Here is a 12,387-nt window from a genome sequence, read left to right on the forward strand (position 1 = left end):
ATGCCCGACGACGACAAGACACTGCGCTACCTCAAGCGGGTCACCGCCGAACTTCAGGCCACCCGGGAGCAGTTGCGCCAGGTGGAGCAGCGTGCGTACGAACCGGTCGCGGTGGTGGGCATGGCCTGCCGCTACCCGGGCGGCGTGACGTCGCCCGACGAACTGTGGGACCTGGTGGCCGCCGGACGCGACGTGGTCGCCGACTTCCCCGCCGACCGCGGCTGGGACCTGGAGCGGCTCTTCGACGACGACCCGGATCACCCCGGCACGACGTACGCCCGGGCCGGCGGTTTCCTGGAGGGAGCCACCGAGTTCGACGCGGAGTTCTTCGGCATCGGCCGCACCGAGGCCCTGGCGATGGACCCCCAGCAGCGGCTGCTCCTGCAGAGCGTCTGGGAGTGCCTGGAGGACGCGCGCATCGACCCCGGCGGCCTGCGCGGCTCGCGCACCGGTGTGTTCGTGGGGACGACGGGCCAGGACTACGCGCAGGTGGCGCGGTCGGGTCCCGACGACCTCGAGGGCTACTGGGGCATCGGCTCGGCGGGCAGCGTGCTCTCCGGCCGCGTCTCCTACGTGCTGGGGTTCGAGGGCCCGGCCCTGACCGTCGACACGGCTTGCTCCTCGTCCCTGGTGGGCGTGCACCTGGCGGTCCAGGCGCTGCGCCAGGGCGAGTGCGAACTGGCCCTGGCGGGCGGCGTGACGGTGATGTCCACGCCGGGTGTCTTCACCGAGTTCAGCAGGCAGCGCGCGCTCTCGCCGGACGGCCGGTGCCGTTCGTACGCGCAGGCCGCCGACGGCACCGGGTGGGGCGAGGGGGTCGGGGTCGTCCTGCTGGAGCGCCTGAGCGAGGCCCGCCGCAACCACCACCGTGTCCTGGCGGTCATCGCGGGCTCCGCGGTCAACCAGGACGGCGCCAGCAACGGCCTTACCGCCCCCAACGGCGGCTCCCAGCAGCGCGTGATCGCGCAGGCGCTGGCCGCGGCGCGGCTGGGTCCCGACGACATCGACGCGGTCGAGGGGCACGGCACCGGCACCACCCTCGGCGACCCCATCGAGATCGACGCCCTCGCGGCGGTCTACGGCCGCGAGCGGACCGCCGCCCGCCCGCTGCGCCTCGGCTCGCTGAAGTCCAACATCGGGCACAGCCAGGCCGCGGCGGGTGTCGGCGGACTGATCAAGATGGTGCAGGCGCTCCGTCACGACGTCCTGCCCCGAACCCTGCACGTGGACCGGCCCACGCCCAAGGCCGACTGGTCCGGCGGCGGCATCTCCCTGCTGACCGAGGCCACCCCCTGGCCGCGCGGCGAGCGGGTGCGCCGGGCCGCGGTGTCCTCGTTCGGCATCAGCGGCAGCAACGCGCACGTGGTGGTGGAGGAGGCGCCGCTCGACGCCGGAGCAGCGCAGTCCGAGCCGGAGCCGGCAGCTCTGCCGGTGGTGCCGTGGCTGCTGTCCGCCAAGACCCCGGCCGCCCTGCGCGCCCAGGCCCGCCGCCTGCACACCCACCTCACCACCGCCCAGCCGCACGCCACGGCCACCCAGATCGGCGCCGCACTCGCCCACACTCGCGCCCGCTTCGACCACCGGGCCGCGCTCACCGCCACCACCCGCGCCGAACTCCTGGCGGGATTGGCGGCGTTCGGTGCCGGGGAGCTGCCGGGCAACGCCGTCCTGGGCATGGCAGGGCGGGCCCGCAAGACCGCCTTCCTCTTCTCCGGGCAGGGCTCGCAGCAGGCCGGCATGGGCAGCGCCCTGGCCGCCGCCCACCCGGTGTTCGCCGACGCCCTGGACGCGGTCCGCGCCGAGCTCGACCGGCATCTGGAACTGCCCCTGCGCCAGGTGATGGACGCCCCCGACGCCACCTCCGACGGGGAGCTGCTGCACCGCACGGGCTGGACGCAGCCGGCGCTGTTCGCGCTGGAGGTGGCCCTCTACCGCCTGGTCGCGTCCTGGGGGTTCACGCCGGACTTCCTGCTGGGCCACTCGATCGGCGAGCTGTCCGCCGCGCATGTGGCCGGGGTGCTGTCCCTGGCCGACGCGAGCGCGCTGGTCGCCGCGCGCGGGCGGCTCATGCAGGCCCTGCCCGACGGCGGCGCGATGGTCGCCGTGGAGGCGACGGAGGACGAGGTCCTGGAGAGCCTGCGCGGCCAGGGGCAGCTGGCCGTGGCCGCCGTGAACGGGCCCCGCTCGGTGGTCGTCTCCGGCGCCGCCGACTCCCTCGCGGCCTGGCTTCGGCCGTGGCAGGAGCAGGGCCGCCGCACGCGCCGGCTCCAGGTGAGCCACGCCTTCCACTCGCCGCTGATGCGGCCCATGCTCGATGAACTGGCCGCCGTGGCCGGCTCCTTGAGCTACCACGCGCCGAAGGTGCCGATCGTCTCGAACGTGACGGGGACCTTCGCCGACACCGCCACCCTGGCCAGCCCCGACTACTGGGTGCGCCACGCCGAGCGGCCCGTCCGCTTCCACGACGGGGTACGTCTCCTGGAGGGCGCCGGGGCGACGGCGTTCCTGGAGATCGGGCCCAGCGGGGTGCTGACCTCGATGACCCGGCACTGCCTGCGCGACCCGGGGTCCGCGGTGCTCGCCCCCGCCCTCGACGGGCGCGCGCCCGAGCCCGTCGCGCTGATGAGCGCGCTCGCCGAACTGCACACGCACGGCGCGTGCGGCGACCTCGCGGCGCTCCTCCCCCACGACGCGGCCCGCCACGTCTCCCTGCCCACCTACGCCTTCCAGCCGCGCCGCCACTGGATCGACGCACCGCAGACCGTCCGGGGCTCGGCTGCCGGCCCCTCCCCGGATCAGGCCCCGTCCACCGGCCGGGCCCCGGCCGCGCAGGACCGGCCGAGCGCGGACGGGCCGAGCACGGACGGGCCGCAGCGGACAGACCAGGCGCACGACGTCCTCGGCCTGGTCCGCACCCAGGCGGCCCTCGTGCTCGGTTACGAGGACGGCGCGCACATCGACCCCGCCCTGACCCTGCTGGAGCTCGGCATCGACTCGCTCGGCGCCGTCCGCTTCCAGCGGCGCCTGGCCGCCGTCACCGGCCTCGACCTGCCCGCCACCCTCCTGGTCGACCACCCCACCCCGGCGGCCCTCGCCGACCACCTGCGCCCGCTGCTCGCCCCCAGCGCCGCCGACACCCCGCACGGCCCCGCCGACCTGCTCAAGGACCTGCACCGGCAAGGGCAACTCGCCCACGCCGTCACGCAGTTGCAGGCCACCGCCGCGGGGCGGCCCACCTTCACCACGGGCGAACGGCCCGCGGGGCCGCCGGAGTCCGTGCTGGTCTCCGACGGCCCGGCCACGCCCGCCGTGGTCTGCGTGCCGTCCTTTCTGGCCGGGTCGGGCCCGCACCAGTTCGCGCGGTTCGCCGCCGGATTCGCCCACCGGCCGCGGATGTCCGCGCTCACCCTGCCCGGCCTCGGCACCTCGCCGCTGCTGCCCGGCTCGTGGCGCGCCGCGGTCGAGGCCCTGGCCGCCGCCGCGCTGCACACCGCGGGCGGAGCCCCGCTCGTCCTGGTGGGGCACTCCATCGGCGGGGTTTTGGCGCACGCGGCCGCCGCGTCCCTTGAGCGCGCCGGGCACCGCGTCGAAGGGGTCGTACTGATCGACACGTACGAGCCCGAACCCGCCCAGCAGCAGGCGGTCTTCGCCTGGGCGATGGGCCGCATCCTCGCCCGGGACGGCGCGCTCGGCGACCTCGACGACGACGGCGTGCTGGCCATGGGCGGTTATCTGCGGCTCTTCGACACCTGGGCGCCCGACCCGCTGACGGCGCCCGCGCTGCTGCTGACCGCGGAACAGGGGCCCGACGCGCCGGACGGCGCCGCCTGGCGGCTGTGGCAGGCAGCGGACACCGTCACGCCCGTCACCGGCGACCACTTCTCGCTCCTCGAGGAACACGCCGCTCACACGGCACGCACCGTCGAGGACTGGCTTCGAAAGGAACTGTCATGCAGCCCGTCGGCATAGTCGACTTCGGGAGCTATCTGCCCGAGAACGTGGTGGGGCCCGAGTTCTTCCTGGACGAGAACGCCCCGGTGGACCCGCTGGCCAACACCCCGCTGTTCCGCGTGCCCCCGACCCGGCACCATGTCGCCCCCGGCGAGCGGGCCGCCGACATGATCGCCAAGGCGGCCCGGCCGCTCTTCGAACGCCTGGGCAAGGCGCCCGCGGGCCAGGTCGACGTGCTGCTGACGAACGTGCTGCTGCCCGACGAACCGTTCATGGGCGTCGGAGCCCAGGCCGCGCACGCCCTTGGCATCGATCCCGAGTGGATCGTGGACCTGCACAACAGCGGCTGCGCCTCGTTCCCCTACATGCTCTCCCTGGCCCAGAAGATCATGGCCGACGGAGCGGCCCGCACCGCGCTGATCGCCAACGTGCAGAACACCGCGGGCCAGATGTTCGCCCAGACCCAGGTGCGCAAGCTGTCGCACGCGCCGATCCCCGGGGACGGCTGCGGCGTGGCCTACCTGGAGGCCGGCGCGGGCTCGCCGATCCTCGGCGTACGCACCCGCAGCATCCCCGCGTACTCCGTGGACCTGGGCATCAAGACCCCCGACGGACGCAAGTACTGGGAGCCGGGAGAGGGCCAGATGGACATCGGCTTCGACGCCGAGAAATCGGCGGAGATCCTCCAGCGAGGCAACACCCTGGTGCCCGAGCTCGTCGGCAAGCTCTGCTCCGACCTCGGCGAGCTGCCCTCGGACATCGACGTGCTCGTCACCAACCAGCCCAACCGGATCTTCCTGAAGAACTGGCACCAGGCCCTGAAGCTGGACCCGGCACGGCACTTGGACACCTTCGACCGGTGCGGGAACCTGTACGGCGCCGCCGTGCCCGTCACCCTCGACAGCGCGGCCCGCGCCGGAGTCCTGCGCGACGGCGACCTCGTGGTGATGTCGGGCTTCGCGCACGCCGGTGACTTCGCGGCCGCCGCGGCGGTGCGCTGGAACGGCGCCTCATGAGCCAGCCGTCCCCGCAGGCCGGGGAGTTCGACGTGATCATCGTGGGTGCGCGCTGCGCGGGGGCCACCCTCGGCGCGCTCCTGGCGCGCCGCGGGCTGCGGGTCGCCGTGCTCGACCAGGCCACCGAGATCCGCTCGACGCTCTCCTCGAACATCCTGCAGGCCGACTCCCTGGCGTTCCTGGACCGCCTGGGCGTGATGGAGCAGCTGCGGGCGGCTGGTGTCACCACCATGAGCCACGTCGACATGCGCCTGGAGGAGTTCCGCTGCCGCACCGCGTTCCCGCAGGAGCCCGGTGACGTGGGCGGCGCGGCCTGCATCCGCCGCGAGGTCCTCGACCCGGTCCTGGTGGACGCCGCCCGCACGTCCGGCGCCGACGTACGCCTGGGCACCCGGGTCGTCGGCGTGACCCGTGCCGGCCATCGCGTCACCGGGGTCCGTGCGGTGTCCGGCGGCGTCGAGACACGGCTGCGGGCCCGCCTGGTGGTCGGCGCCGACGGACGCACCTCGAAGGTCGCCGAGGTGTGCGGGGCGCGCATGTACCACGTCAGTCCGGGCGAACGCAGCTACTACTGGACGTACTTCAAGGGCGCGGACACCGGGCCGCGGCCCACGTTCGTCTTCCACCGTTGGGGCGACCGGCACATGCTGGGCGGCCCCGCCGACAACGGCCTCTACATCGTGGGCGTCTCCCCGCAGCGCCACGAGCGCGAGAGTTTCCGCGCCGACCTCGACGGCTCCGTGCGCGCCCACGCCATGCGCTGCGCCCCGATCGCCGAGGCGCTGACCGGCGCCACCCGGGCGAGCAAGATCTACGGCATCCGGCGCTTCTTCGGCTACTTCCGAGAGGCGGCGGGCGCCGGCTGGGTGCTCCTGGGCGACGCCGGGCACTTCAAGGACCCGGCGGGCGGACGCGGCATCGGCGACGCCTTCCACCAGGCGCAGCGGCTCGCCGACGCGGTCGGCGACGCCATCGGGTCGGACGTCCGGCTCGACCGCGCCGTCACGGAGTTCGGCCGCTGGCGCGACCGCACCTACGCCGAGTACTACGGCCTGGCCGCGGACCTCGGCGTGGCCGGACCCATCGCGGGCCTGGTCCCGCGGGTCGTGCGGGGGCTGCACGCGCACGGCAAGGTCGACGGCGTCCTGAACCTGCTGAGCCACCGGGCCTCCGTCCTGGAGGTCCTCACCCCGGCGCGGGTGCTCGGCGCCACCGGCGGACATCTGCTGCGCGCCCCCGGCCAGCGCCGCGCCACGCTCGGCGAACTGGGTCAGCTCGCGACCACCGAGATCCGGCGCAGAAACGCGATGCGCAAGCCCGTCTTCCAGAGCGGCCCGGAGCCGCGCCCCGTCCAGCAGGACACGCCCGAACCGGAGCTGAGCCGATGACCAGCACCATCCCGCCCACCGCCGCACACGGCCACCTGCCGCCCCCGGGCGTCGAGTTGACCTTCGAGCAGACGGTGCCCCGCTCCCTCGCCCACCGCAGGCAGGTCGGCGAGGTGTTCGTCACCGACTCCGTACAGGGGTCCGACGACGCCTTCCACCTCGCCTTCCAGATCCCCCGCGCGCACAGCCTCTGGTCGGACCAACGGGCCGGATTCCACGACCCGTTCGCCTCCGCGGAGGCCGCGCGGCAGTCCATCTTCGTGCTGCTGCACCGCCATGTCGGGGTGCCCGTGGGGCTGCCCTTCAGCCTCCAGCGGATCACGCTGCGGGTGACCGACCCGCAGGCGTACGCCCACGACGGGACCTCCGCGCTGCAGGGGTATGTGCACTACCGGGTCGCCGAACGTCAGGGCAAGGGCTCCGACGTGGTGAGCATGGTCCTCGAAGGCGTCATGGAGATCGGCGGGCGCCCGGCCATGACCCTCAGCGCGGTGCTCGCCTTCATGTCGCAGGAGGACTACGACATCTTCCGGGCCTTCCAACGGGCACAGAAGCCGGTGGCCGACGCCCGCCCGACCCCCGTGCGGCGCCTGGAGGCCCCCCTGCTGGGACGCCAGATCCCGCGCAACGTCGTCATCGGCCTGCCCGCACACGAGACGCACACCGACGGTGGCCCCGACGGCGGCACGTTCAGCTACCTGCTGGCGGCCGACCCGCACCACCCCGCCTTCTTCGACCACGAGTACGACCACGTGCCCGGCCCCCTGATGGTCGAGGGCATGCGACAGGCCGCCGTCGCCGCGGCCTGCCGAGCCGGGGCCCTTGCCACCCCGCACGCCCTCGCCGTCGGCTGCGAGGCGGCCTTCCTGGACTTCGCCGAGTTCGAGGCCGACCTGGTCCACGAGGCGACCGTCGGTCAGCGGGACGCGGACGGCCGCGTCCCGGTGGCCGTGGTCCTGCGCCAGTTCGGCAAACCGATCGTCGAGGGCCGCATCGACCTGCTTCCCGACGCGACCCCGCAAGCCCCAACGACCGCGCAAGCGCACGGAGTCTGATCCATGACAGTGGCACACATAGGTGACAGCGCACGGAACCGGCGTCGCGTGGCCGTGGTGGGGGCGGGCATCTCCGGCCTCACCGCGGCGCTGCGCCTGGACCTCCTGGGCTACGACGTCGAACTCGTCGAGGCGGCCGACGTCCTCGGCGGCCGCTTCGGCCTCGACAAGCTCGGCGACCGGCAGGTCATGACGGGCGGGAAGAACATCGGGCGGCGCTACCACACGTTCCGCTGGTTCACCTCGGAGCTCGGCGCGGACGCATACGAGTCCTTCGGCTACAACGCCTCCCGCATCAAGGACGGCGAGATCCTCACCCTCGACAGCGAGCGGCGCGGCCAGACCCTGAAGAACATCCGGCGGATGGGCTCGGCCCGCGACTTCGCCCGGATGGCGGCGATGGCGGCACGGATCCGCGCCGACGAGCGCAACCGCTTCCTGGGCTCGCGCCACTTCAGCGGCATCTCACGGCGCCACGACCATGCCCCGCTCAGCTCGTTCTTCGGGCGCGAGATGACGGACATGCTGGTGCGCCCCATGGTCATCCGCAACAACGGGGCCGAGCCCGACGAGGTCTACCCCGGCACGTTCGGCACCAACCTGGCGATGCTGATGGACCATTACGACCAGCTGGCCGGCGGCATCCAGCCCGTCCTGGAGGCCTTCGCCAAGCGGGTCCCGGTACGCCTTGGCGCCACCGTGGAGGGCCTGGAGATCCGCGACGGCAAGGTCACCGGACTGCGCATCTCCCAGGGCGGGGCGCCCGCGAGCACCAGCGACTACGACGGCGTGGTGCTGGCCACCCCGGCCTACGCCACCGCCGAGATCGTGCGCTCCGCACGGCCCGCGCTCGCCCGGCGCCTGTCGGACGTGAACTACTTCCCCTCCACCGTGGTCCTCGTCGAGTACGACCGGCCCATCTTCGGCCACGACGTGCGCGCGCTGGCCATGGACGACGGGCCGTGCAGCAACGCCGGCTCGTACGGCATGGAGGAGCGCCACATCGTCCGCTACACCTACAGCGGACGCGAGGGACGCCTGACCGACCTCAGCCCGCAGAACATCGACCGGCTGACCACAGAGACCGAACAGCGCCTGGTGACCTACCTGGGCGCCCCCCGCGCCGAGCGCGTCAACCTCCTGGTCAAGCACTGGAAGGCGGCCTACAGCGGCTACCTTCCGCACCACGCCGACTTCCTGGCCGAGGTGCGGGAGAACGTCGCGGGCGTCGCGGGCCTGGAGCTCGCAGGCGACTACATCCAGGGCGTGTCCATCGAGGCGTGCGCCCGCACGGGCCGCGCCGCGGCAGGCCGCCTCGCCACGCACCTCACCTCCCCGTCGGCGGTGGCGGCGTGAGCGGCCCGGCCGACTGGGCGGTGGTCACCGGCGCCTCCTCCGGCATCGGCGAGCAACTCGCCCGGGGCCTGGCCGCGCGGGGCCACGGTCTGTGGCTCGTCGCCCGCTCCACGGACGCCCTGGAGCTGCTCGCCAAGGAGCTGCGCGACCGCCACCGCGTGCCGGTGCACGTGCGCCCCTGCGACCTGGCGGACCCGGCCGCCCGGCGGTCCCTCGAAGCGGAGTTGGCCGACCAACCGGTCTCGGTGCTCTGCGCCAACGCCGGCTTTCCCACCTGCGGGCCCTTCAGCGAGAACGACCCCGCCCAGGAGAGCGCCGAGGTCCAGGTCAACGTCGTCGCGCTGCACGCGCTGACGCAGGCGCTGCTGCCGGGCATGCTCGCCCGGCGGCGCGGCGGAATCCTGGTCACCGGCTCGACCGCGGGCTGTCAGCCCGTGCCGACCGCGGCCACCTACTCGGCCAGCAAGGCGTTCGCCAACACCTTCGCCCAGGCGCTGCACGTCGAACTGCGCGGCACCGGCGTCAGCTGCACCCTGCTCGCACCGGGCCCGGTGCGCACCAACTTCTACGCGGTGGGCGGCATGGCACGCCTCCAGGAGCAGAAGTTCCTGGCCTGGCTGACGCCCGAGCGGGTCGCCGAGGCGGGCCTGCGCGGCCTGGCCCAGGGGCGCCGCCTGGTGGTCCCCGGGCCGGTCGCCAAGGCCCAGTACCTCGCGGGCCGGCACACGCCGCGCCCACTGCTCTTTCCCGTGCTGCGCGCGGCGGTGCTGCCCGTCTTCCGCGGCGCGCGCAACGACACCCCCGCCCATCCGTCAGGCGCTACTCCCAACTTCCGCAACTTCCGTAAGTGAGAGGTACAGGAACATGGACGGCAAGAAGCACCGCTGGTTCATCCTCGGGGCGTCGCTGATACCGCTGGTCGCGGTGTTCGGCGCCATGGCCCTGCTGTGGAACGAGATCTTCGGCTGGTCGGACGTGGTGGTCCTGGTCATCATGTACGCGATCTCCGGCTTCGGTATCTCCACCGGATACCACCGGATGCTCACCCACCGCTCGTTCGAGACGTACAAGCCCATCCGCGTCGCCCTGGCCACCGCCGGGGTGATGGCAGGACAGGGCCCGCCGCTGATCTGGGCGGCCCACCACCGCAAGCACCACCGCGTCGCCGACAAGCCCGGCGACCCGCACAGCCCCCACCTGGACTTCGAACCGGGCTTCAAGGGCACCATGGCCGGTCTCTGGCACGCCCACCTGGGCTGGCTCTTCGACGTCAACCTCACCTCCGACCCGATGCGCTACTGCCCCGACCTGGTGCGCGAGAAGCCGCTGCGCTGGCTCAGCGAGAACCTCCTGCTGGTCACCGCCTCCAGCGTCGTGCTGCCCGGCCTGATCGCCTACGCCATCACCGGCGGCGACTGGAAGGCCGGCCTGACCGGCATGCTCTGGGGCGGCCTGGTCCGCATCTTCCTGATCAACCACATGACCTACGCGGTCAACTCCGTCGGCCACGTCTTCGGCCGCCGCCGCTTCGAGACCACCGACCAGTCGCGCAACGTCGCCTGGCTCTCCATCCCCTCCTTCGGCGAGGCCTGGCACAACAACCATCACGCCTTCCCGCGCTCCGCCCGCCACGGCATGCGGTGGTACGAGGTCGACCTCTCCGCGATCCTCATCTGGAGCCTGGAGAAGACCCACCTGGCCTGGAAGGTCGTACGCATCGACCCCGAGCGCATGGAGATGCGTGAGGCCGGTGTCAGCCGCGTCAACGCCGCCACCCTGGACAAGAAGGAACTCCTGGAGACCCAGCAGAACATCGCGCCCATGGCAGAACGCCGCCGCGAGACCCGCGAGAGCGACACCTCGCTGGTGGACGTGGAATAGCGCGGCCACCGCACGAGCCGACAACCAGACGGGGATCACGTACATGGAGTTCTTCCACGCCCTGACCAACGGGGCCTCGCACGGCGTGCTGCACGAGTGGACGGGCGAGGAGTTCGAGCACACCCCCTGGCGCGATGTCGTCAGGGACGCCCACGGCATGGCCGCCGAGCTGCGCACCCTGGGCGTCGGGCCGGGCACCCGGGTCGCCGCCATCCTCACCAACACCCCCGACACGGTCCGCGGCCTGCTGGCGATCTGGCTGGCCGGCGGCGCGGCGGCCTCGCTGCCGCTGCCCACCCGCGGCCAGAGCCAGGAGGCCTACGGCGAGCAGTTGGTGGCGCTCTCCGCGCGCCTCGACCCGACGCTGCTGCTGGTCGACGACTGGCTCACCGCCATGGTCCCCGCGCGGCTCGCCAAGGATCTGCCGGTCCACGGCTGGTCGGCGCTGCGCGGCGGGGGACGCATCGAGCCGAGCCCGCCGGGCCGGGACGACATGGCCTTCATCCAGTACTCGTCCGGCTCCACCAGCACTCCCAAGGGCTGCGCGCTGACCACCCGGGCCATCGAGCAGCAGCTGCAGATCATCCTGCACCTGACCGGCGGCCGCCCCGGCGCCGACACCGTCGCCTCCTGGCTGCCGCTCTCGCACGACATGGGCATGTTCGGCTGCCTGCTGTACTCCTGGGCCTACGACTTCGACTTCGTGCTGTCCACCCCCGACCGGTTCGGGATGGCGCCGCGTACGTGGTTCCGGGACATGGCGGAGTACGAGGCGACGATGACGGCGGGCACCAGCACCGCCGTCTACCTGGCGGCGCGGGCACAGGGCAGAGGGGCACTGCCCAAGGAGCTGAAGCTGCGCGCGGCCGTGATCGGGGCCGAGCGCGTCGACTGGGACACGCTGGCGGCGGCGACGGAGAAGTTCCGGCCCTACGGCCTGTCCGAGACCGCGTTCCAGCCCGCCTACGGCATGGCCGAGGCGACGCTCGCGGTCAGCGGAAAACCCTGGGACCAGGCACCCAAGGCGCTCGCCTTCGACGGCCCCGCCCTGGTGGAGGGCTCGGTGATCGAGGTGGCACCCGACCATCCCAAGGCGGCCCGGCTGGTCTCCAACGGCCGCACCCTGCCCGGGGTTTCGGTCCGGGCCGGAAGCGGCGGCGGCATCTCGGAGATCCTGGTGTCGTCACCGAGCCTGGCCACCGGCTACTACGCCGACCCCGAGCGCACCGCCGCGCGCTTCAAGGACGGCCTGCTGCACACCGGCGACCTCGGCTTCGTGCGCGACGACGAGCTGTACGTCCTGGGCCGGGCCGACGACATGCTCTCGGTGGGCGGCCGGAAGGTCTACGCCTCCGAGATCGAGTCGGCGGTCGACTCCCTGAGGAATGTCCGCAAGGGCTGCGCCGCCGTCGTCGACGCGGGCGACTCGGGCATGTCCCGGCTCGTGCTGATGGTGGAACCCCAGGGCAACCCCAAGGACTTCCGTCCCATCGCCGAGGAGGCCGCCTCGCTGGCCCTGGAGAAGGCCGGGGTCGCGCTCGCGGAGTGCCTGTTCCTGGCGCGCGGAGTGCTCCCCAAGACGCCCAGCGGAAAGATCCAGCGGTTCCGCTGCCGCGCGCTGCTCGAGGAGGGGCAACTCGTGCCCGTGGCACGGGTGACGTTCGCCTGACCGAAGCGAGCAGCCGGTGAGGGCTCGGTCAGGTCTGCGGACCGGCCGGGCCCTCCGCGTTCCCGGGTCCG

General features: G+C 73.2%; 8 protein-coding genes. All 8 read left to right on the forward strand.

The window, feature by feature from the left end:
* The 8 genes from ACIGXX_RS24375 to ACIGXX_RS24410 are packed head-to-tail and all read left to right on the forward strand — an operon-like array spanning window position 1 to window position 12,316.
* A complete protein-coding gene (locus tag ACIGXX_RS24375; RefSeq protein ID WP_399978706.1) occupies window positions 1–3,969 on the forward strand; it encodes a type I polyketide synthase in 3,969 nt (1,322 codons plus the stop codon).
* Window positions 3,951–4,967 carry a 3-oxoacyl-ACP synthase III family protein gene (locus ACIGXX_RS24380; protein WP_399978709.1) on the forward strand — a complete coding sequence of 339 codons (1,017 nt, stop codon included), beginning with the start codon at window positions 3,951–3,953 and terminating at the stop codon, window positions 4,965–4,967. The genes ACIGXX_RS24375 and ACIGXX_RS24380 overlap by 19 nt, the downstream gene beginning before the upstream one ends.
* Window positions 4,964–6,355: an NAD(P)/FAD-dependent oxidoreductase gene (locus tag ACIGXX_RS24385; protein WP_399978712.1), complete on the forward strand. Its 1,392-nt coding sequence runs from the start codon at window positions 4,964–4,966 to the stop codon at window positions 6,353–6,355. Before ACIGXX_RS24380 ends, ACIGXX_RS24385 begins: the two co-directional genes overlap by 4 nt.
* On the forward strand, window positions 6,352–7,410 hold the full coding sequence (locus ACIGXX_RS24390; RefSeq protein WP_399978715.1) for an AfsA-related hotdog domain-containing protein: 1,059 nt from the start codon (window positions 6,352–6,354) through the stop codon (window positions 7,408–7,410). The genes ACIGXX_RS24385 and ACIGXX_RS24390 overlap by 4 nt, the downstream gene beginning before the upstream one ends.
* Before the next feature lie 3 nt (window positions 7,411–7,413).
* The gene (locus ACIGXX_RS24395; protein WP_399978718.1) at window positions 7,414–8,766 is read left to right on the forward strand and encodes a protoporphyrinogen/coproporphyrinogen oxidase; all 1,353 of its coding nucleotides are present in this window, start codon (window positions 7,414–7,416) and stop codon (window positions 8,764–8,766) included.
* Window positions 8,763–9,617, forward strand: a complete 855-nt coding sequence (locus ACIGXX_RS24400; protein WP_351166100.1) for an SDR family oxidoreductase — start codon at window positions 8,763–8,765, stop codon at window positions 9,615–9,617. The genes ACIGXX_RS24395 and ACIGXX_RS24400 overlap by 4 nt, the downstream gene beginning before the upstream one ends.
* A gap of 13 nt (window positions 9,618–9,630) precedes the next feature.
* Window positions 9,631–10,647, forward strand: coding sequence for an acyl-CoA desaturase (locus ACIGXX_RS24405; RefSeq protein WP_351166098.1), 1,017 nt, complete (start codon window positions 9,631–9,633; stop codon window positions 10,645–10,647).
* Between the two features lie 43 nt (window positions 10,648–10,690).
* Window positions 10,691–12,316 (forward strand): AMP-binding protein, encoded by a 1,626-nt coding sequence (locus tag ACIGXX_RS24410; RefSeq protein ID WP_399978723.1) that lies wholly within the window; start codon window positions 10,691–10,693, stop codon window positions 12,314–12,316.
* Window positions 12,317–12,387: the final 71 nt, after the last annotated feature.

It is taken from the genome of Streptomyces sp. NPDC055243, assembly GCF_044544025.1.
GTDB lineage: Bacteria > Actinomycetota > Actinomycetes > Streptomycetales > Streptomycetaceae > Streptomyces.